Origin of the sequence: Streptomyces sp. NPDC001816 (assembly GCF_042892235.1) — a bacterium.
Lineage (GTDB): Bacteria > Actinomycetota > Actinomycetes > Streptomycetales > Streptomycetaceae > Streptomyces.
In genome coordinates this window covers 732,953-753,556 of the sequence record NZ_JBIATY010000003.1, presented here as the reverse complement: position 1 = coordinate 753,556, position 20,604 = coordinate 732,953, and the positions used below count along the sequence as shown (strand labels likewise).

Here is a 20,604-nt window from a genome sequence, read left to right as displayed (position 1 = left end):
GGTTCACGATGGGCTCAGCACGCCTCACTCTCTGTACAGCGCTCCTGGCCGTCACCGCCCTGACCCCGGCGGCGTACGCGGCCGACGGCGGCCCCGCCGTCACGGTGACCCCGGCCTCCCCGGCCCCGGGCGGTGATGTGTCCCTGCGGGTGCGGGGCTGCACCGGAGCCCAGGGCACCGCCGTCTCCGACGCCTTCGTCTCCGACGCACGGCTCACCGGCAGCCAGGGCGCACTGGCCGGGCAGACCCGCATCCGCACCTCGCTCGTACCGGGCGCCCACCAGGTGCGGATCAGCTGTTCCGGGACGGTCGTCACCGGCAGCATCACCGTCGTCCAGGCGTCCTCGGGCCAGGGCAAGGAGCCGTCCGACATCGCCGCCTCGCCCATCGCCCCCGTCCAGGCGGGTGGCGGCGGCACCGCACACTTCGCCACGGTGGCCACCAGCGGGTCCGCCCCCGACGCCGGCCAGGCGGTGACCGGCCTGGCCCTCGCCGGGATCGCCGCGGCCGCCGTCGGGCTGCTCAGGGCCCGCCGGAGCCGCGGCACGGACTGAGGGCGTACCCCGGCCATGTCCGACGAACCCGGGCCCACCACCGGCGCCGCGCGCCTGATCACCCTCCTGGCCTGGACGCTCCTGCTGCTCGGGCTGTGGCTGTGGGGCCGGGGCGTGACCGACGTACCCGAGAGCTCGTCCGGCCCGGGTGACGTGGCCGGGCTCGGCGCCGACGCGGTCCGGCTGCCGCCCGCGGCGAAGCCGCTCGGCGCCGCGACCCCGCAGCGCATCGACATCCCCCAACTGGGCGTGCAGGCCCCGGTGACGGCCCGCGGCCTGGACAGCCGGGGCGCCGTCGACCCGCCGCCGTTCGACCGGCCGGGAGTGGTCGGCTGGTACGGCGCCGGGACCGCGCCCGGCGCGGCGGGCGCCGCGCTGATGGTGGGTCACGTCGACACCGCGACCCGGCCCGCCGTCTTCTACAAGCTCAGCACCCTGAAGCCGGGCGAGACGGTCCGGGTGGTCCGCTCGGACGGCAAGGTCGCCCACTTCACCATCGACGGCATCCGCGTCCTGGCCCGCGACGACTTCGACGCCCGGCAGGCCTACGGCCCCCACCAGCCGGGCCGCGCCGAACTCCGCCTGATCACCTGCGGCGGCACCTTCGACCGGACCAGCCACAGCTACACCGCCAACGTGGTGGTCTCCGCGTACCTCACGGGCACCGGTCCGTGACACCGCTGACACCCCCCGCGCGACCTCGTGACCGGCACGGCCGGTATGCCACGATTGGTACTCGGTCGACCGGGCCGGAACGATGCGCTCAGGGATGTGCTCAGGGGGGAATCGCATGTACGACACCAGGGGGGCCCGCTCTTCGGCGCGGGCACGGGCGTCCGCGGCGGTGCTGGGGGCGGCACTGCTGCTCGCCGGGTGCTCCTCCTCGGACGGGGACAAGGCGGCCGACACGGGCGCCCGGATCACTCAACAGCCCAAGGCCGCCGACCCGTTCTGGGTGAACCCGGACGGCACCGCGGCCCGCCGCCTCGCCGCCTACGAGAAGGCCGGCAAGAAGACCGAGGCCACGCAGATCCGCAAGATCGCCGAGCAGCCGGTGGGGGAGTGGATCGGCCCGGAGAACCCGGAGCGGGAGGCCCGCGGCTTCACCGAGGCCGCCGAGAAGTCCGACCGCACGGCCCTGCTCGTGCTGTACGACATCCCGCACCGCGACTGCGGCCAGTACTCCCAGGGCGGCGCGGCCGACGGCAACGCCTACCGCGCCTGGATCGACGGCGTCGCCCGGGGCATCGGGGACCGCCCCGCCACCGTCGTCCTCGAACCCGACGCCGTGCTCCACCTCGTCGACGGCTGCACCCCGGACGAGTTCCGCGAGGAGCGCTACGACCTCCTCAAGGGCGCCGTCGCCAAGCTCAAGTCCCTGAAGAACACCAAGGTCTACCTGGACGCGGGCAACGCCGGCTGGGGCCACCCCGACCAGATCTTCCAGCCCCTCCAGCAGGCCGGCATCGACCAGGCCGACGGCTTCGCCGTCAACGTCTCCAACTTCTACTCCACCGAGGACTCCATCGCCTACGGCAAGCAGCTCTCCGCCAAGGTGGGCGGCAAGCACTTCGTCGTCGACACCAGCCGCAACGGCAACGGCCCCTATACGGAGGGCGATCCGGCCCAGAAGTGGTGCAACCCGCCCGGCCGGGCCCTGGGCGAGACGCCGACGACGAAGACGGCGGACCCTCTCGTGGACGCCTACCTGTGGGTCAAGCGTCCAGGAGAGTCGGACGGCACCTGCAAGGGCGGCCCGAAGGCGGGCCAGTGGTGGGCGAGTTACGCACTCGCCCTGGCCACGAACAGCAAGTAGCTACGGCACCCTGACCCACTGCGCCGTGGACGGCGTCCCCTGGTCGTCGTCCACGAACAGCATGTACCAGCCCGACTGCACCAGGTTCCGGCTCTTCGGGACGGTGACCGTGACCTTGTCGCCGGCGGTCTTGAAGTCCAGGGCGATCGACCGCTGATCCACGTCGGTCACATGGGTCGAGGCGCTCGGCCGGATCAGCCGCACCTTCTTGATGCTGGAGGCGTGCTTCGAGGTGAACGTCCCCGAAGCACCCCGGGCGATCGTCCGCGGTCCTCCGCTGAACGACGGGCGGGAGTCCCGGTACAGGTAGGGAGGCGTGTAGATCTCGATGCGCTGCTCGAACTTCCCCGGCTTGGTGTTCGCCTTGTCCGCGTACAACGAGTCGGACCCGAAGAACATCACCCGGCCGTCGGGCAGCAGGATCGACCCGGAGTGGTAGTTGCGCCCGACCAGCGGATCGGCGACCCGGGTGAAGCTGTTGCTGTCCGGGTGGTACAGCCGGGCCTGACGGATGTTGGAGTCGCCGCGCCCGCGGTAGTCCTCCGAACCCCCGGAGACCAGCAGGGTGTCGTCGGGCAGGATCGAGGTCTGCGGGTACCGGGTGCCCTTCTCCAGTTGGGGCCCGTCGACGAAGTGCGGGTTCTTCGCCTTCAGGTCGATGAGCCGCGTCTTCTTGCTCGACAGCTTGGACTCGCCGACCCCGCCCCCGCCGATCACCATGAACTTCTCGTCCTGGGCCGGAGGCAGCAGCACCGTCCCGGACGTCTCCATCATGTTGGGGTCGCCGAGCCCGGGCAGCTTGGTGAACTTGTTGGTGTCGACGTCCCAGATGCCGGGCACACGGCCCACGTTGTCGGGTCCGTAGCCCGCGTTGGAACCCGAGTAGAAGATCTTCCCGTTCTGCATCAGGAACAGCGCCGGGTACGTCGGGAACTGCCGGATCTTCTGCGTGTACGTCCACTTCTTGGTCTTGGGGTCGAAGATCTCGTTCTTCCCCGGGACCAGCTGACCGATGTCGTCGAGACCGGAGACGCTGAGGATCTTCCCGTCCGACAGGGTCGTGAGCGTCGGATACCAGCGGGCCTCGTTCATCGGGTCGACCTTGATGTACCGCTCGGCGACCGGGTCGAACTCGTAGGCGTCGCGGATGCCCTGGAAGTCCTTCTTGTCGAGGGCGAGCTTCTGCGCGATGCCGTACGTGTTGCGCGCGTCGGTGCCGGTCAGGCCCTGGATCCGGTAGTTGTCCTGGGTGCCGGTCTCGTACTTGGTGCCGCTTCGCTGCGCCTCGACGTAGATACGGCCGAGCCCGGGGTCGTTGCGCAGGAACACGCCGGTCTGCGGGTCGAAGACCTTCTTGGCGCGCGGTACGAGCACCGGGTCCTTCGAGACGAAGGTCTTGCCGTTCTCCTTGCCGGTGAACTTGGTGCCCGCGGGCAGCGTCATCGGCTTGTCGGGGTTCTCGTTGTGCACGACCATCAGGCCGCCGGCCTTGGTGACGTCGCCCTTGAGCTTCTCGTAGCGCTTCGTCCCGCCCGCGATCAGCAGGTTGCCGTTGGCCAGCTGGGTGTGCCCTGTGCAGAACAGGTCGGCGGGCGTCGGCACCTTCTTGATGGTGCCCTTGACCGGGTCCCAGATGCGGGTGTCGAACTTCTTCTTGTCGAAGTTGTCCGCGTTGTTGCCCGAGCCGGCGACCAGCAGCACCTTGCCGGTGTGCAGGAGCGCCGCGTGGATGGTGTCCTGGCGGTACTCCTCGGGGAACTCGACGATGTCCCAGTGGCCGTTGGCGGCCTTGTACTCCGGCTTGTTGATCTTGTACTGGTGGTACTGCTCGGTTCCGAAGCGGTACAGCCACGGCCCGTTCATCCCGGCCAGCGCGAGTACCACCGCCGTGCCTATCGCGAGTCGACGGGCACGACGGCGGCCGGCCTGGTCCTTCATTCCTTACGTCCCCCAAGTCCACCGAGCGCGATCTGCATGTTCTGGTCGTCGTCCCCCGCGGGGGCCTCGCCCGGCCCGCGGGGCGGAGCGGCCCAACTGGGCCGCTGCTGCGGGGCGTGCGGGGTGTGACCGTGCGCCGCGTAGGCCGCGTACTGCGCGGGCACCGCGTCCTGCGGCTCCGCCGCCGGCCCGGGTGCGGCCGGGCCCGCGCCCGGTGCCGCCTCCGCCGTCTGCCCGGGCTTCTTCTTCTCCTGCCGCAGCGCGTGCCGCCAGGCGAAGATCGGCGAGGCGGTGATCAGCATGGCGAAGACCGCCCACGTGATCATCGCCGGGTGGGAGTGCCCGAACGCGAAGCCCGCGGCGAGCGAGCCCCCGAAGACCAGGATGAAGAACCAGTGGATCCGGAAGGTCCCGAACAGCGTGTCCGGGCTGGCCGAGTCGCCCTTCGGGGTCACCACGAACTTGCTCTTGCGGCGCAGCACCGCGTCCATCAGGGAGCGGGCGTAGATCGGCGCGGACAGCGCCGACATCACCATGCCCGCGACACCGCCGGAGCCCTCCGGCTCGTGCGGGGAGACGTTGTGCCGCCGGTTCCAGATGTACAAGCCGATCTGCAGCGCGGAGGCGTTGCCGTACAGCATCAGCCACACGGTCGGGTCGATGTTCACACCCGAGGCGCCCAGGCCCAGGAACAGCGCGCAACTCAGCGCCGCCAGGATCCAGTTGAGGGCCGACATCGGGTAGAAGATGATCATCATCGTGTAGTTGAAGAGCTTGCCGGGCGGCAGCGAGTAGAAGCCCTTCCAGTACTGCTTGAGGATCGTCTCGTACGTCCCCCGGGACCAGCGCATCTGCTGGGTGAAGAAGTCCGTCCAGGCGTTCGGGCCCTCGCCGACGGCGAGGACGTCCGGGGTGTAGACCGACTTCCACTTCCGGCCCGTGGCCGGGTTCTTGGCGCGGTGCATCTCGAACCCGGTGGCCATGTCCTCGGTGATCGAGTCGTACAGGCCGCCGATCTGCTGGATCGCGCTGATCCGCACGGCGTTCGAGGTGCCCACGAACATCGGGGCGCCGTAGCGGTTGCCGGCGCGCTGGATGAGGGCGTGGAAGAGGAACTGCTGCGACTCGGCGGCCTTGGTGACGAACGTGTCGTAGTTGCCGTAGACCTGCGGGCCGATGACGAAGCCGACGTCCGGGTCGCGGAAGTAACCGAGCATCCGCTCCAGGTAGTTGGGCAGCGGCACGTGGTCGGTGTCGACGGAGGCGAAGAAGTCGTACTCGCCGCCGTGCGCCTCCAGCCAGGCGTTGTAGTTGCCGTGCTTCGTCCTGGCGCGGTGCGGGCCCTTGGGCTGGTTCCACCGGGCGACGCCCTTGCGGGAGAAGTGGTGGACGCCGAGCCGGGCGCAGACCTCCTTGACGGCCGGGTCGTCGCCCTCGTCCAGCAGCCACACGTGCATCAGCCCCCGGTGGCGCAGCTTGACCGCCGCCTCCAGGGTCTTGGTCACCATCTCCAGCGGCTCCTTGCCGGGCACGAAGGAGGTGAGGAAGGCGACCCGGGTGCCGGTCTCCGGCACGACCGGGACCGGGTCCCGGGCGACCAGCGTGGCGTGTGCGTTGGACAGCACGTTCATGCAGCGGAAGAACTCGATCAGACCGATCGAGACGAGCATGACGATGTCGAGCGCCGGCAGGAAGTCGTAGGCCGGGTAGTCCCGTTCGGTCCAGTGCTCGGGCTGCATCAGCCAGAACAGCAGGACCAGGGAGAGCACCGGGGCGGCGCCCAGCATGAGCGCGGCTCGTATGCGGTGCGGCTCCTGCGAGAGCAGCGAACGGTACTGCACCTTGTAGGGCTTGCCCGGGTCGGGCTGAGTGAGGGGGCCCGCGAGTCGGCTGTAGTGCTCGTAGTCGTATCTCGGCAGGCTCTTTCTGATGCGACGGAACTGGCCGGTCCGGTGTCCTGTCGCACGGAGTTGGGTGGTCTGTGACGGGTCGTTGTGCTGATCGTGGCTCTGCCGGGCGCCCTTCGGCGTCGACGTCATGAGTCATTCCCCCCACACGCTGGTCGCCGCGTGTTCGTCGGTCCTTCGCCCGGTCGGGGCCCCCTCGGCCGTCACAGGCGGTTCAGTGGCGAGGCACAGTCACCACGTCTTGCTCACCCTATAGACACGGGACTGCGACCTTCCGGTTGCATAGATGCCCCACTCGGCACCGGTTCATGAGCGGAGCCCCCTCCCCGCCGGTGCGCAACCGCTTTCCCCCCAAGTGCCGCGAATCCGCGGCTTCATGAGCAACCAGGGTTCTACGGTGCTCAGCATGATCGCAAGACGCGAAACGCCGTGTTTACCGGTCAAACCCGTTCATTGTGGCGCGGGTGGGGCTCGGGAGGCTCGGGTGCGCCGGTGGGGGAGAGGCGGGCGCGGATGTTGCCGAAGTGATCTCTTATGGCCTCCTCCGCCCGTATGGAATCGCCGGACCGGACCGCGTCGAGGATCTCCCGGTGCTGACGGCAGGTGACCCGCGGGTCCTGCGGCACGTCCATCAGATCCCGCTGGACCCGGTGGAACGCGTCCCAGAACGCCTCCAGCACCTCGCACAGCAGCACGTTGTCCAGCCCCCGGTAGAGGGTGGCGTGAAATGCACGGTCGGTCTCGGCGAGGCCGCAGCCCTCGGCGGCCTCCTGGTCCATACGGTTCACGAGGGCCTCCAGTTCAACGAGGTCCGTCTGAGGCAGTCGCCCGGCCAGCCGCGAGACCAGTCCCGTCTCGACCGCCTCGCGCAGCTCCAGCAGCTGGAGCAGGGAGTCCTCGCCCCGGTAGTGCCCGGCGACGGTACGGAAGGCGAGCCCCTCGATCATCGGGGCGAGCGACATCGGGCCCACGTAGGTCCCGAACCCGTGCCGGATCTCCACGATCCCCATCGCCTGCAGCGCCTTCAGTGCCTCCCGCACCGAGTTCCGGCTCGCCCCGAGGAACCCCATCAGCTCGGGCTCGGTCGGCAGCGGGGCGCCCGAGGGCAGCCGCCGGTCGATGATGAGCTTCTTGATCCGCTCCTGGAGGTCACGCGCTGCCATGGCCAGAGGGTATCCGGCCATACAGCAGCAGGCCCCCCGTTCGCACGGGGGGCCTGCTGTCGTCTGTGCGCCGCCAGGGACTCGAACCCCGGACCCGCTGATTAAGAGTCAGCTGCTCTAACCAACTGAGCTAGCGGCGCCTGCTGACAGGAGAACTCTACCTGACCTGGGAGGGTGCTCCGGACCACCCCTGGGTGTCCCGGAGGGCGGTCATATCTGTCTGTACATCATTCGGACCGTCAACATGCGCGCCCGGGCGACAGTTGTGAAACTGATCAACGTGCACATCAGCGGACAAATCAACCAAGAATGTGAGGCAGATCGCATGACCGCTCCGGCGTTCGAGGAAGTCGACCCCGCGAGCGACTGCGGCTGCCCCGGCTGCGCCCGCCATCGGGTGAGCCCCCGCCCGCCCGGCCGCTTCGGCCGTCACCCGGCCGCCCGAGGGGTCGTGGTCGTGGCCGCCGCGTCCGCCGCCCTCGGTGCCGCCCCGCCGGCCGCCGCCGTCACCGCCCCCCACGCCCAGCCCCGCCCCGGCGCCCCCGCGGCGGACGGGCCCGCCACCCCGCAGGGCCCCAGGGCCCCGCTGTACGGCCGGGCCGGCAAGCCGGCCGAGCCCCCGCTCGTCCCGACCCCCGCCACCACCCGGACCAAGATCATCAGCCGGGCCAGGACCTGGGTCGACGCCGAGGTGCCGTACAGCATGAGCGACTACTGGTCCGACGGTTACCGGCAGGACTGCTCGGGCTTTGTCTCCATGGCCTGGGGCCTCGGCTCCAACGAGTGGACCGGCAGCCTCGACCAGTTCGGGGTGAAGATCACCAAGGAGGAGCTGCAGCCCGGCGACATGCTCCTCTTCCACAACCCGGACAACCCCGAGCGCGGCTCCCACGTCGTGCTCTTCGGCGGCTGGACGGACCACACGCACGCCAACTACCTGGTCTACGAGCAGACACCCCCGCACGCCCGCAGCCAGCCCACCCCGTACCCCTACTGGACCCACGCCGACAAGTACGTCCCCTACCGCTACAAGGGCGTGACCGCCGGCACCGCGGGCGTCCAGCAGGCCGCCGACAGCAAGAAGCCGGCGCCCTTCCCGGGCGCCGGGTTCTTCGGCGACGGCGCGCACAACAAGTACGTCACCCAGTTCGGCCGCCTGCTCGTGTCCCGCGGCGCAGGCTCCTTCTACACCGAGGGCCCGGGCCCGGCCTGGGGCGAGGCGGACCGGCGGGCTACCCGGGCGTTCCAGCTGGCCCAGGGCTGGACGGGCGAGGACGCCGACGGGCTGCCCGGCCCCCGCACCTGGAAGCTGCTCGTCACCGGGCAGGGCAAGAACATCGCCTCCGCGGCGGCCGGATCCGCCCGGCCCGCCTCGCACGGTGTGCCCGGCTATCCCGGCCGGAACCTCTTCCGTCCGGGCGCGGAGAACGAGTACGTCACCCAGCTGGGGCAGCAGCTGGTGAAGAAAGGGTTCGGCAGCTTCTACGCCGACGGGCCCGGTCCGAGCTGGGGCGAGGCGGACCGGCGGGCCGTGGAGGCGTTCCAGCGCAGCCAGGGCTGGCGGGGCGGCGCGGCGGACGGCTACCCGGGCCCGGAGACCTGGCGCCGCCTGTTCGCGTAGGCGGCGCCGGCCGCGCTCGTGAGCGCCCCCCTGATCCCACTCCCAGTCCCACTTCTCACTCTTCTCACTGTCATGACGCATCTGGCGCGGAGGCTGGAGGCACGCATGAGTACGACCACGTCACACACGTCCGAGTCCGGAGAACAGCCGGAGAGCGCGCTGGGCACCGGGGGCATGACCACCCGCCCGGCCCGGCTGATCCAGAACGAGGTGACCACCGAGATTCCTGTCCATCTGCTCTTCCGTGACGAGCCCGAGCCGGTGCCGGTGCCGCTGAAGCCCGCCGTCGTGGGCCGTCGGCAGGCCACCGGCGAGCAGCCCCGCCTGAGGCGCCCGGCCCCGGCCCGCAGCCGGACGGTGCCGCAGGTCGACCCGGAGCTGGTGGAGCGTCCGGCGCGGGTGCTGCCCGGCCTGGCGGGGGTGCTGGCCGGGGCGGGCGGGATCGCGGGGTGCCTGGCCACCTCGTGGTGGGCGGGCGTGCTGCCGCCGCTCGCGGCTCAGGCGCTGCGCCTGCCGGCCTGCACGGGCACGGGTCTCGGGCCCGCGCAGTGGGCGGCGTACGCCGGGGCCGGTGCGCTCGGCCTGCTCGGTTTCGGCGGGCTCGCCCGCGGCCGGACCGGACAGGCCCGGCTGCTCGGGCTGTTCGGCCGCTACCGGGGGACGGTCCGGCGTACCGGGCTGCTCTGGGTGAACCCGCTGCTGGTGCGCCGGCGGGTGAACGTACGGCTGCGGCACTGGCGCAGCGAGGCGATGCCGGCGGCGGACGCCAACGGGGTGGCGCTGCGGGTCGTCGTCCTGGTGGTGTGGCGGGTGCGGGACACCGCGCGGGCCGTGCTCGGCATCGACGACCACGAGACCTATCTGCAGGAGTGCGTGGAGGCGGCCCTCGCCCGGGTGCCGGTGGACCTGCCGGGCTCGGCGCGGGGCGGGGTGGCCGTGGCCGGGGATGCGCTGACCCGGCTGGTGGCGGCGGACGCGGGGCCGGTCGGCCTGGAGGTGTTCTCGGTGCAGCCGCTCCGGGTGGAGTACGCGCCCGAGGTCGCCGCCGCGATGCACCGGCGCACCCTCGCCGCGCTGGACGCCCGGCAGCGGGCCACCATGCTCAACTCGGTCGTGGATTCGGTGGAGGACACGGTGACCCGGCTGACCGTGCGCGGTCTGGTCGAACTGGACGACTACGAGCGCAAGGTGCTCGTACGGGATCTGACGGTGGCGTTCTGCTCGGGTCGCGGGGAGCCGATGTGACGGCCCGGCAGCGGGTCGGGAGTGCCAACGCGATTGGTATGGACATGTTCAACTACTGGCAATAATCTGGGCTTGGTCTAGACCTAGTCTTGCAACGCGGCGCCGCACGGCTCGGCTCAGCTCAGTGAACCTCCCCCACGTTCTCCAGGAGCGGCAGCATGCGTACCAAGACCCGATCTTCTGCGTTGTCCGCAGCCGTGCTGGGTGTGGTGACCGCCGGAGCCTTCGCGCTCTCCACCGGCGGCGCCAGCGGGCACGGCTACACCGACCTCCCCATCAGCAGGCAGAAGCTCTGCCAGAACGGCACCGTGACGAACTGCGGCGACATCCAGTGGGAGCCGCAGAGTGTCGAGGGCCCCAAGGGCTTCCCGGCCGCCGGACCCGCCGACGGCCAGCTCTGCAACGGCGGCCTGAGCCGCTTCGCCCAGCTCAGCTCGCCGAAGACGCCGACCGGCGCGGCCTGGCCCACCACGAAGGTGACCGGCGGTCAGTCGTACACCTTCCGCTGGCAGTTCACCGCCATGCACGCCACGACGGACTTCAAGTACTACGTCACCAAGCAGGGCTGGAACCAGAACCACGCTCTGGCCCGCTCGGACCTCAACACCACCCCGTTCCTGACGGTGCCGTACAACGGCCAGCGCCCGCCGGCCACCCTCAGCCACAGCGGCACCCTGCCCGGCGGGCTGACCGGTCACCACGTCATCCTCGCGGTGTGGACGATCGCCGACACGGGCAACGCGTTCTACGCCTGCTCGGACGTCACGTTCTGAGCCCCCCTTGAGCAAGTCCGGCCCCCGGTGGGGGTAAGTTTCCGCCACGCCGATCCGTCGGGGCGGCGTACCGACCACCGGGGGACCCATGGAAGCCTTCTTCTACATCGTGCCCGCGATCATGATCGCTGGAGTGCTGTTCGCCGCCTACAAGGTGCTGGGGCGCTCCCGTGAGATCAGCAGAGCTTGGGGGAGCGGGCTCACGGCCGAGGCGCGCTGCCTGAGCACGTACACCACGACCAGCGGTGGCGGGGAAAGCTCGGTGCGCACGACACTGCACCACGTCTACGAGTTCACGACGCGCGAGGGCCGTGCCGTCCGGTTCGAGGAGCACGACAGCCCTTCCACGATCGTCCAGGGCGACATCGTCCCCGTGTACTACGTGGCCGACCGTCCGGAGAAGGCCACCGCCAAGCCTCCGGCGCACGGGAAGCTTGCGGCGGGCACGGGCTGCCTGCTGGTGTTCTTCGGTGTCTTCATCGCCGGCTGCATCGCTTTCATGCTTGGCGTCCATGCGTTCTTCTCGGTCACGGACGACTTCATGCCCATGCCGTAGCTCTCCACATCTGACGGACCGTCAATTATGTTGCACGTCCATGGAGTCCATGAAGTCCAGGATGTGCACGGTCGCCGAGCTGGTGGCGGCCCGATGGGGTGACCATCGTCCGGGGCTGTGGTGCGAAGAACGGGTGCTGACCCACCACGAGATGGCGGCCGGCGCCGCAGCGCGCGCGGCACTGCTCGCCGATCTGCTGCCACCGGGCGCCGTCCCGCACGTCGGCGTGCTGCTCGACAACACCGAGGAGTTCCCGCTGTGGCTCGGGGCGGCCGCGCTCGCCGGGGCCGCCGTCGCCGGGATCAACCCCACCCGCCGGGGCGCCGAGCTGGCCCGGGACATCCGGCACACCGAGTGCCCGGTGCTGGTCACCGAGCGGGCGCGGCTGCCGCTGCTGGCCGGGCTGGAGCTCCCGGGCGTGCGCGTCCTCGTCACCGACGACGACGCGTACGACACGCTTCTCGCCCCGTACGCCGGCGCCGTACCCGACCCCGCCCGGGCCGCGCCCTCCGACCGGATGCTGCTCTACTTCACCTCCGGCTCCACCGGCGCTCCCAAGGCCGCCCTCTGTTCCCAGGGACGGCTGGCCGCGGCGGGGTATGCGCTGGTCGGGCAGTTCGGGGTCCGCGCGGACGACGTGCACTACGTCTGCATGCCGATGTTCCACGGCAACGCGGTGATCGCGGACTGGGCGCCCGCGCTGGCCGCCGGGGCCGGGGTGGCGCTGCGCCGGCGGTTCTCGGCGTCCGGGTTCCTGGCGGACGTGCGGCGGTACCGGGCGACGTACTTCACCTATGTCGGCCGGGCGGTCCAGTACATCCTGGCCACCGAGCCGCGCCCGGACGACCGGGACAACCCCCTCCGCATGGGCTTCGGGACGGAGGCCGGGGCGGTGGACGCGGCGGCGTTCGAGCGGCGGTTCGGGGTGCGGCTGGTCGAGGGATACGGGTCGTCCGAGGGCGGGGCGGCCGTCCAGTGGGCGCCCGGGACCCCGGCGGGGGCGGTGGGACCTGCGGGGCCCGGCCTGGTCGTGCTCGATCCGGGTACGGGGCTGGAGTGCCCGGTGGCCGAGTTCGACGCCGCCGGGCAGCTCCTCAACGGTGACGAGGCGATAGGGGAGCTGGTGAACCAGGGGCCCAGCCCCTTCGAGGGGTACTGGCGCAATCCGGCGGCCGAGGCCGAGCGGCGGCGGGGCGGGGCCTACTGGACCGGGGATCTCTTCTACCGGGACGCCGAGGGGTACCTGTACTTCGCCGGCCGTACCGACGACCGCATCCGGGTCGACGGGGAGAACCTGGCCGCCGCGATGATCGAGAACATCGTCGCCCGGTACGAGGGTGCGGTGGCCGTCGCCGTGTACGGGGTGCCGGACCCGGTCACCGGGGATCAGGTGATGGCGACCGTCGCCGGGCGGTTCGACCCGTGGTCCTTCGCGGAGTTCCTGCGGGCCCAGCCCGACCTCGGGACGAAGATGGCGCCCCGGTTCGTGCGGGTGGTGCAGCGGATGCCCGTGACGGCCACCAACAAGATCGAGCGGGGGCGGCTGCGGCGCGAGGGGTTCCGGTGTGCCGATCCGGTGTGGTGGCGGCCGCCGGGGGAATCCGCCTACAGGCGTCTGACCAGGCAAGACGTCGAAGGGCCCCTCGCTTGTGCGAAGGGCCCCTCATCTGTGCGCCGCCAGGGACTCGAACCCCGGACCCGCTGATTAAGAGTCAGCTGCTCTAACCAACTGAGCTAGCGGCGCATGACTCCCGCCCTCCGCGTTTTTTTACCTCCGCGGCTGGCGACGAAGAAAATACTACCTGGTCCTCGGGGGTGCTCGTGACCACCTAGATCGCGAGCGAGAGCAGCACCGGAGCCGCGTTCCGGTTCAGCGTGTCCGCGGCCTGCCGGAGCCGGTGTGCATGCTCCACCGGGAGGGACAGGGCCAGGCAGCCGACCGAGGAACCCGCGGTGATCGGGACGGCCGCACAGACCGTGCCGATCGCGTACTCCTGGAGGTCCAGGACCGGCACCGTCGGCGGCTGGGACTCCAGGCGGGACAGCAGCAGCTTGTCGCTGGTGATGGTGCGCGAGGTGAGGCGGGCCATCTTGTGCCGGGAGAGGTGGTCGCGGCGGGCGTTGTGGTCCAGCTGGGTCAGCAGGCTCTTGCCGACGGCGGTGGCGTGCGCGGAGTAGCGGAAGTCGACCCACTCGTTGACCGCCGGTGTGGCCGGCCCGGCGGCGTACTGGGTGACCCTGACCTCGCCGTCCACGTACCGGCTCATGTAGATGGCCGCGCCGACGGAGTCCCGCAGCCGGTCCAGGGTGTGCTGGAGCTTCTCGCGCAGGGCCCGCTCGCGGTCGTGCGTCGAGGTGAGGCGGCGCAGGGTGTCGCCGGTGACGTACGCACCGTCGGCGATCTGCTCGACGTAGCCCTCGCGGCGCAGCATGCGCAGCAGCGCGGTCAGCCGCTCGGGGAGCAGGCCGGTGCGGCGGGCCAGTTCGGTGTCGGTGACGCCTGCGGGGTGACGGGCCACGGTCTCCAGTACGCGCAGCGCGTCCTGGGCGGAGTGGTACGGGGCGGTCGGCTCGTGCATCAGCGCCACGGTGTTTCCCCCTGCGCTCGCCTGTCTGTGGCCGCTAAGTCCGGTCGGCGGATCGCTACCACGATAACGGGCAAAGGGCTGTTGGGGAGAGGGGGTTGGCGAGATTGTGGTGCCCGCAGCCCCTCTCCCAACTGCGACGCAGACCCTCTGGCATATGCCGCGGTCATCACCCAGCGCCCGGACCTCGGTTCTTCCCGTCTTCACGTCTTGTAGTCACAGCACCGCGCTGAGGAATTCCCGGGTCCGGTCCCGCTCCGGATCGCTGAAGATCTTCTCCGGCGGGCCCGACTCGATCACCCGGCCGGCGTCGAACATCAGGACCTGGTCGGAGATGTCCCGGGCGAAACCCATCTCGTGGGTCACGCAGAGCATCGTGATGTCGGTGGTGCGGGCGATGTCCCTGAGCAGGTCGAGGACGCCCGCGACGAGCTCGGGGTCGAGCGCCGACGTCACCTCGTCCAGCAGCAGGATCTCCGGCCGCATGGCGAGCGCCCGCGCGATCGCCACCCGCTGCTGCTGGCCGCCGGAGAGCTGCGAGGGGTGCGCGTCGACCTTGTCGGAGAGCCCGACCAGGTCGAGCAGCTCGCGCGCCCGCGCCTCGGCCTCCTCGCGGCCGATCCCCAGGACGTTGACCGGCGCCTCCATGATGTTCTGCAGCACCTTCATGTTCGGGAACAGGTTGAACTGCTGGAAGACCATCCCGATCTTCCTACGGGCCCCGCGCAGGTACTTCTCGCTCGCCGGCCTCAGCTCGCCGTCCGGGCCGCGCATATGGGACAGCGGCTCGCCGTCCACCCAGATCACGCCGTCGCTGACCCGCTCCAGCGTCATCAGCAGCCGCAGGATGGTCGTCTTGCCGGAGCCGCTCGGCCCGATCAGCGTCACGTGCTTGCCGCGCTGGACGCCGAAGTCCAGCCGGTCCAGCACGACATGGTCGCCGAAGCGCTTGACCACGTGGTCGAAGCGGACCAGATCAGGGGGCATGCCCGGGGTTCCGTCCTGCGCGGATGCCTTCTGCAAGGGGTTGTCCAGGGGATCAATGGCCAAGGCGCTGCTCCAGCTTTCTCATCAGAAGCGAGGTCGGATAACTGGCCGCCAGGAACATCAGGCCCGCGAGCGTGAACGTCTCGGCGTACGTGAAGTGGTCCGCGCCGTACTCCCGGGCCTCGGCGACCATCTCCGTGACCGTGATGACGGCCAGGAACGGGGTCTCCTTGAACATGGAGATGGCGTAGTTGCCCAGCGCGGGCAGCACGCTGCGCACCGCCTGCGGCAGGATCACCGCCTGCCAGGTGCGGCGCGGTGGCAGCGACAGCGCCCGGCAGGCCTCCCACTGGCCCTTCGGCACACCGTCGATCCCCGCCCGGTACACCTCCGACAGATAGGCGGCGTAGTGGATGCCGAGCACCGCGATTCCGATGGTCAGCGGCTGCACCGTGTTGAAGACGGCGTAGGCGCCGACCAGTTGCACCAGCAGTGGGGTCGACCGGACGAACTCGGTGACCACCCGGACCGGAACGGTCACCAGCCGGGTCGGCGCCCGGCCCGCCACGGCGACGACCAGCCCGAGCACGGCGGCCACCAGCGTGCCGAGGACGGTGGCCAGCAAAGTGGTGAGAAACCCGTCCCACAGCAGCGGCAGCGAGTCGCGGACGGCACCCCAGTCCCAGCTGTAGTTCACAGGGCGCCTCCCGCCGTCGCCTCGGGCCGCTCCGCCTGCTGCGCGCTGCGGCTGCGCAGCAGGCTGCGGGCGCTCGGGTGCTGGCCGAGCCTGGTCTTGGCGTGCCGCTCCAGCGCGTTCATCAGCAGGGTCAGCGCGTAGGCGAGCACGAAGTACATCACCAGCAGGGTCAGATAGGCCCAGGTGGTCGAGCCCGTACGGTCACGCATCTGCTGGACCACTGTCGTCAGGTCGGCCGCGGAGATCAGCCACAGCAGCGGGGTGCACTTCAGCAGCTGTATCAGCAGGTTGGTGAACGGCGGGATCATCTGCGCCCAGGCCTGCGGCAGGATCACCCGGCGCATGCGCTGCGCCGGCGTCATGTTCAGCGCGACCGCCGCCTCCCACTGCGCCCTCGGTACGGCGTTCAGCGCGCCGCGCACCACTTCGGAGCCGTAGGCGCCGTAGTTCATGCCGAACGCCACCACGCCGCAGACCAGCGGGGTGAGCTGGTACCCGGTCAGCAGCGGGAACGCGTAGTAGAGCCAGAACAGCTGTACGTACAGCGAGGTGCCGCGGAAGAACTCCACGACGACCCGGGAGAGCCCTCGTACGAGCACGGGCCTGCTGTTCGCCATGAAGCCGAACACGAAGGACAGGGTCAGGGCGACGGCCGAACCGAGGACCGTGGCCTCCAGCGTGACGGTCAGCCCGGACCACACCTGGGGCAGGTGGCCGAAGAAATAGGAGTAGAAGTCACCCATGGGCAGTGGCCCCCGTCAGGCCTTGCACAGGTCGGCGGTCTTCAGGTTCGCCGGCGGGATGGTGTCCTTGCCGAAGCCGTACTGCCCGATGAGCCTCACATACTGCGCCGGATCCGAGGTGATCTTCTTCAGCTGCGCGTCGAAGGCGTCCCGCAGCTCCTCGCTGCCCTTGCGGAAGACGGCACCGCCCGGGCTGTACTGCTGCTTGCCGTCCACCACCGGGACGAACGAGTCGGTGACCTCCACCTGCGGGTTGGTCTTGGCGAGCCAGCGCAGCGAAATCCCGGTCAGCACGAAGGCGTCGATACGGCCGCCCTTGACCGCGTCCGCGCCGTCCTGCTGCTTCTGCAGCGTCTTGATGTCACCCTCGGAGAACCCGGCGGCGGTGGCGTAGCTCTTCTCGACCGCGCCCGCCAGCACTCCGACGGTGGCTCCGGCCTTCTTCGCCGACGCCAGATCGGTCAGGTTCTTCGGGTTGCCCTTCTTGACCATCATCGCGGTGGGCGAGATGAACTCCGGTTCCGAGAACAGTGCCTTCTCGCACCGCTCCGGGATGATGGCCATGCCGGCGCTGATCACGTCGTACTTACCGGCCTGCAGACCGGGGATCAGGCCGTCGAACTCGGCGAAGGTCGGGCGCAGTTCGTCGACGCCCAGCGCCTTGAAGATCACCTGGTGCAAGGTGGGCGCCTCGCCCTTGAGCTTGCCGTTCTCCTCGTAGCCGTAGGGCGCCTCGTTCGCGTAGGCCACCCGCACATAGCCCTGCTTCTTGAGCTGCGCCAGCTTCGAGGCCCCGCTGTCGCCCGTGCCGGTCTTGCTGCAGGCGGCCAGGAGCCCGGGGACGGTCAGCAGACCACCGACGGCCGCGCCTCTGGTGAGGAAGCCGCGGCGGGACAGGTTCGGGAACTCGGACATGGGCGCGCAACCTCCACAGAGAGCCTTGCCAGGTCTGGCCGTAAACCAGTGGTGGCGCCTGCCCGATCTCCGTGAACTATGCAGTGAGACTGGGGGGCGTAATGCAAACGTGATCTGCGTGACCCTGTCCCGTGTCCCCTCGCCGGTGTGTTCGACGCGCTTGAGCTGCGGCGGACCGGGCAGACGCACCCGGGGAGACGGCACCCGCGAAGACGTGAGGAGAGGGAATGTCAGACCGTCATGTCGAAGTGGCGCTCGACCGGCGCGGAGTCAGCTGCACGGCACGGCTGCTCGACGACCGGGCACCGCTCACCTGCGCCGCGGTGTGGGACGCGCTGCCCCTGAGCGGCGACGTCTACCACGCGAAGTACGCGCGCAACGAGATCTACGCCCTCTTCCCGCCGTTCGCCGCGACGGAGCCCCCACTGGAGAACCCGACGATCACCCCGATCCCCGGCGACCTCTGCTACTTCTCCTTCGCCGGCACCGAACTGGGCACGAAGGCCTACGGCTACGACCGCGAGGTCCGCCCCGACACCACCGTGGTCGACCTGGCCCTGTTCTACGAGCGCAACAACCTGCTGCTCAACGGGGACGTGGGCTGGGTGCCCGGGATCGTCTGGGGCCAGGTCGTGGCCGGACTGGAGGAGATGGCCGAGGCCTGCAACGACCTGTGGCGCAGCGGGGCGGCGGGGGAGACGCTCAGCTTCCGGAGAGCGTGAGCCCCTCCTCGTAGAGGGCGTGTGCGGCCCGTAGCACCAGGTCGTCCCGGTGCCGGGCCGCGACGATCTGCATCCCGACCGGCAGTCCGTCGCCGTCGGTGCCCACGGGGACCGTCGCCGCGGGCTGCTGGGTGAGGTTGAAGGGGTAGGTGAACGGCGTCCAGCCGGTCCAGCGCCGCAGGCCGGACTTCCGGGGCACCTCCTCGCCGGCCTCGAAGGCGGTGATGGGCAGGGTGGGTGTGAGCAGCAGGTCGTAGCGTTCGTGGAAGCGGCCCATCCGGCGGCCCAGGTCCATGCGGACGTCCACCGCGGCCAGGTAGTCCAGCGCGCTGTACCGGGCGCCCTGGGCGCAGATCTCGCGCAGGCCTGGGTCGAGCAGCTGCCGCCGGTGCGGCGAGAAGCTCTGGGTGAGCCGGGCCGCGCCGCTGAACCACAGGGTGTGGAAGGCGTCCACCGGCTCGCTGAAGTCCGGGTCGGTCTCCTCGACGTACGCGCCGAGGTCCGCGAGTCCGGCCACCGCCCGCCGTACGGCCGCGGCGACCGCCGGGCGGACGGCCACCTGTCCGCCCAGGGTCGGCGAGTACGCCACCCGCAGCCCGCGCACGCCCCGGTCCAGGCCCGCGGTGAACGACTCCGGCGGCGGGCCCAGCGCCGACCAGTCGCGGGCGTCGGGGGCGGCGACGACGTCCATCATCAGTGCCGCGTCCGCCGCGTCCCGGGTCATCGGGCCGACGTGCGACAGCGTGCCGAACGCGCTCGCCGGGTACAGGGGCACCCTGCCGTATGTCGGTTTGAGGCCGAAGATCCCGCAGAACGCGGCCGGGATGCGGATGCTGCCGCCGCCGTCCGTGCCCAGCGACAGCGGGCCCGCGCCGAGCGCGACGGCCGCCGCGCTGCCGCCGCTGGAGCCGCCCGCGGTGCGGGAGGGATCGTAGGGGTTACGGGTCACGCCGGTCAGTGGGCAGTCGGTGACGGCCTTCCAGCCGAACTCGGGAGTCGTGGTCTTGCCGAGGAAGACCGCGCCGTGCTCACGCAGCCGGGCGACCGAGGGCGCGTCCTCGTCCCAACGGCCGTGCTCGGAAACGGTCTTCGAGCCGCGCAGGGTGGGGTGGCCGCGCAGCAGCAGGATGTCCTTCACGGTCACCGGCACCCCGTCCAGCAGCCCGGCCGGCTCGCCGCGCCGCCAGCGCTCCGCCGACTCCCGCGCCCGCGCGAGCGCGTCCTGTTCGGTGAGGCGCACGAACGCGTTCACCTCCGGCTGGATCCGCCGCGCCCGCTGCAGGGCCTGTTCGGTCGCCTCCACGGGACTGAACTCGCCCTTGCGGTACCCGTCGAGGAGTTGTACGGCGGTCAGGTCGGTGAGCTGCATGCACCCTCCTGGTGGTTCAGTGACCGGGGACGTAGCCGCGCTTCTTGTCGACCACGTTCACCAGGGATCTGCCCGCGGCCCACCGTTCGTACAACTCCACGAACTGGATGCCGAGTTCATCGCGCCACCCGACGGTGTCGCCGCTCATGTGCGGGGAGACGATCAGCCCCGGCAGCCCCCACAACGGGCTGTCCCCGGGCAGGGGTTCGGCGGCGAACACGTCCAGGGCGGCGCCCGCGATCCAGCGCCGCCGCAGCGCCTCGGCGAGCGCGTCCTCGTCGACCAGCGGCCCGCGGCCGACGTTCACGAAGACCGTCGAGGGCTGCATCACGCCGAACCGGTGGGCGTCGAACATGCCGTGCGTCTGCTCGGTCAGCGGGGCGGCGGCGATCACCCAGTCCGCGCGGGAGATCAGCCGGTCAAGATCGCCCGGGCCGTGCACTCCGGTCCGCGGGACCCGTCCGACCAGCGCCGTCGTAACGTCCAGGGCCTTCAGCGTGCGCGCGATCGCCCGGCCGATCGGCCCGGAGCCGACCACGCACGCGCGCGTGCCCGCCACCCGCCGGGTCTCCCGGTGGTGCCAGGTCCGCTCCCGCTGCAGCTCCAGCGTGCGCGGCAGATCCTTGGCGACCGCCAGCACCAGCGCGGCCACGTACTCGGCGATCGGCTGGTCGAAGACCCCGCGCGCGTTGGTCACCACCGTCTCGGAGGCGGCGAGTTCCGGGCACATCAGATGGTCCACACCCGCGCTCGCCGTGTGCACCCAGCGCGGCCGCGGCCCCGCCCCGGGCCAGGCCTCCCGTACGGCGTGCGAGGTGAAGTCCCACACCAGCAGCACGTCCGCCTCCGGCAGCCGCTCGGCGAGATGGGCCGCGTCGGTGTGCACGACCCGGGCACGCCCGGTGAGGCGGCCGAGCCGCGGTGGCGGGTCGGCGTCCAGGACGAGCAGGGTGGGCAGGGTCAGCGTCATTCGGGGCCGCTCCGGGCGTCTGACATGCGCGGATTGACCACGC

The 20,604-nt window shown here is 70.7% G+C and carries 19 protein-coding genes and 2 tRNA genes; 9 read left to right on the top strand and 12 right to left on the bottom strand.

What is annotated here, in order from left to right; translation table 11 throughout:
• Positions 1-8: 8 nt before the first annotated feature.
• The 3 genes from ACFYZZ_RS14455 to ACFYZZ_RS14445 all read left to right on the top strand — a co-directional run bounded on the left by ACFYZZ_RS14455 (position 9) and on the right by ACFYZZ_RS14445 (position 2,370).
• The gene (locus ACFYZZ_RS14455; RefSeq protein ID WP_389175307.1) at positions 9-554 is read left to right on the top strand and encodes a hypothetical protein; all 546 of its coding nucleotides are present in this window, start codon (positions 9-11) and stop codon (positions 552-554) included.
• Between the two features lie 15 nt (positions 555-569).
• Positions 570-1,229, top strand: a complete 660-nt coding sequence (locus tag ACFYZZ_RS14450; protein WP_389175304.1) for a class F sortase — start codon at positions 570-572, stop codon at positions 1,227-1,229.
• Positions 1,230-1,344: 115 nt separating this feature from the next.
• Positions 1,345-2,370 (top strand): glycoside hydrolase family 6 protein, encoded by a 1,026-nt coding sequence (locus ACFYZZ_RS14445; protein WP_389175302.1) that lies wholly within the window; start codon positions 1,345-1,347, stop codon positions 2,368-2,370.
• On the opposite strand, the gene ACFYZZ_RS14440 is transcribed toward ACFYZZ_RS14445, so the two are convergent.
• The 4 genes from ACFYZZ_RS14440 to ACFYZZ_RS14425 all read right to left on the bottom strand — a co-directional run bounded on the left by ACFYZZ_RS14440 (position 2,371) and on the right by ACFYZZ_RS14425 (position 7,518).
• The gene (locus ACFYZZ_RS14440) at positions 2,371-4,308 is read right to left on the bottom strand and encodes a galactose oxidase-like domain-containing protein (protein ID WP_389175299.1); all 1,938 of its coding nucleotides are present in this window, start codon (positions 4,306-4,308) and stop codon (positions 2,371-2,373) included.
• The gene (locus tag ACFYZZ_RS14435) at positions 4,305-6,347 is read right to left on the bottom strand and encodes a glycosyltransferase family 2 protein (protein WP_389175296.1); all 2,043 of its coding nucleotides are present in this window, start codon (positions 6,345-6,347) and stop codon (positions 4,305-4,307) included. Before ACFYZZ_RS14435 ends, ACFYZZ_RS14440 begins: the two co-directional genes overlap by 4 nt.
• 308 nt (positions 6,348-6,655) lie before the next feature.
• Complete coding sequence (locus ACFYZZ_RS14430; protein WP_389175293.1) at positions 6,656-7,378, bottom strand: FadR/GntR family transcriptional regulator; 723 nt, start codon at positions 7,376-7,378, stop codon at positions 6,656-6,658.
• Positions 7,379-7,444: 66 nt separating this feature from the next.
• Positions 7,445-7,518, bottom strand: a tRNA-Lys gene (locus ACFYZZ_RS14425).
• Positions 7,519-7,703: 185 nt separating this feature from the next.
• Between ACFYZZ_RS14425 and ACFYZZ_RS14420 the strand changes: the two genes are divergently transcribed.
• The 5 genes from ACFYZZ_RS14420 to ACFYZZ_RS14400 all read left to right on the top strand — a co-directional run bounded on the left by ACFYZZ_RS14420 (position 7,704) and on the right by ACFYZZ_RS14400 (position 13,278).
• Positions 7,704-8,999, top strand: coding sequence for a peptidoglycan-binding protein (locus ACFYZZ_RS14420; protein ID WP_389175290.1), 1,296 nt, complete (start codon positions 7,704-7,706; stop codon positions 8,997-8,999).
• Between the two features lie 105 nt (positions 9,000-9,104).
• A complete protein-coding gene (locus ACFYZZ_RS14415) occupies positions 9,105-10,244 on the top strand; it encodes an SPFH domain-containing protein (RefSeq protein WP_389175288.1) in 1,140 nt (379 codons plus the stop codon).
• A gap of 158 nt (positions 10,245-10,402) precedes the next feature.
• Entirely contained in the window at positions 10,403-11,017 is a 615-nt protein-coding gene (locus ACFYZZ_RS14410; RefSeq protein WP_389175285.1) for a lytic polysaccharide monooxygenase, read from the top strand.
• An 88-nt stretch (positions 11,018-11,105) separates the two neighbouring features.
• Positions 11,106-11,573: a DUF3592 domain-containing protein gene (locus ACFYZZ_RS14405; RefSeq protein ID WP_389175282.1), complete on the top strand. Its 468-nt coding sequence runs from the start codon at positions 11,106-11,108 to the stop codon at positions 11,571-11,573.
• A gap of 49 nt (positions 11,574-11,622) precedes the next feature.
• The gene (locus ACFYZZ_RS14400) at positions 11,623-13,278 is read left to right on the top strand and encodes an AMP-binding protein (RefSeq protein ID WP_389175765.1); all 1,656 of its coding nucleotides are present in this window, start codon (positions 11,623-11,625) and stop codon (positions 13,276-13,278) included.
• Here ACFYZZ_RS14400 and ACFYZZ_RS14395 read toward each other — a convergent pair.
• The 6 genes from ACFYZZ_RS14395 to ehuB all read right to left on the bottom strand — a co-directional run bounded on the left by ACFYZZ_RS14395 (position 13,244) and on the right by ehuB (position 17,500).
• Positions 13,244-13,317, bottom strand: a tRNA-Lys gene (locus ACFYZZ_RS14395). The two genes, ACFYZZ_RS14400 and ACFYZZ_RS14395, sit on opposite strands and share 35 nt — an antisense overlap.
• Before the next feature lie 85 nt (positions 13,318-13,402).
• The gene (locus ACFYZZ_RS14390; protein WP_389175279.1) at positions 13,403-14,161 is read right to left on the bottom strand and encodes an IclR family transcriptional regulator; all 759 of its coding nucleotides are present in this window, start codon (positions 14,159-14,161) and stop codon (positions 13,403-13,405) included.
• A gap of 213 nt (positions 14,162-14,374) precedes the next feature.
• The gene (ehuA, locus tag ACFYZZ_RS14385) at positions 14,375-15,208 is read right to left on the bottom strand and encodes an ectoine/hydroxyectoine ABC transporter ATP-binding protein EhuA (protein WP_389175276.1); all 834 of its coding nucleotides are present in this window, start codon (positions 15,206-15,208) and stop codon (positions 14,375-14,377) included.
• Positions 15,198-15,842, bottom strand: coding sequence for an ectoine/hydroxyectoine ABC transporter permease subunit EhuD (gene ehuD, locus ACFYZZ_RS14380; RefSeq protein WP_389175274.1), 645 nt, complete (start codon positions 15,840-15,842; stop codon positions 15,198-15,200). Before ehuD ends, ehuA begins: the two co-directional genes overlap by 11 nt.
• The gene (gene ehuC / locus ACFYZZ_RS14375; RefSeq protein WP_389175271.1) at positions 15,839-16,585 is read right to left on the bottom strand and encodes an ectoine/hydroxyectoine ABC transporter permease subunit EhuC; all 747 of its coding nucleotides are present in this window, start codon (positions 16,583-16,585) and stop codon (positions 15,839-15,841) included. Before ehuC ends, ehuD begins: the two co-directional genes overlap by 4 nt.
• Before the next feature lie 15 nt (positions 16,586-16,600).
• On the bottom strand, positions 16,601-17,500 hold the full coding sequence (gene ehuB / locus ACFYZZ_RS14370) for an ectoine/hydroxyectoine ABC transporter substrate-binding protein EhuB (RefSeq protein ID WP_389175269.1): 900 nt from the start codon (positions 17,498-17,500) through the stop codon (positions 16,601-16,603).
• Between the two features lie 227 nt (positions 17,501-17,727).
• Between ehuB and ACFYZZ_RS14365 the strand changes: the two genes are divergently transcribed.
• A complete protein-coding gene (locus ACFYZZ_RS14365) occupies positions 17,728-18,222 on the top strand; it encodes a DUF3830 family protein (RefSeq protein WP_389175267.1) in 495 nt (164 codons plus the stop codon).
• Here ACFYZZ_RS14365 and ACFYZZ_RS14360 read toward each other — a convergent pair.
• Both ACFYZZ_RS14360 and ACFYZZ_RS14355 read right to left on the bottom strand, forming a co-directional pair.
• Positions 18,203-19,591 carry an amidase gene (locus tag ACFYZZ_RS14360; protein WP_389175265.1) on the bottom strand — a complete coding sequence of 463 codons (1,389 nt, stop codon included), beginning with the start codon at positions 19,589-19,591 and terminating at the stop codon, positions 18,203-18,205. The genes ACFYZZ_RS14365 and ACFYZZ_RS14360 overlap by 20 nt on opposite strands.
• A 16-nt stretch (positions 19,592-19,607) precedes the next feature.
• Positions 19,608-20,561: a D-2-hydroxyacid dehydrogenase gene (locus ACFYZZ_RS14355; protein ID WP_389175262.1), complete on the bottom strand. Its 954-nt coding sequence runs from the start codon at positions 20,559-20,561 to the stop codon at positions 19,608-19,610.
• Positions 20,562-20,604: the final 43 nt, after the last annotated feature.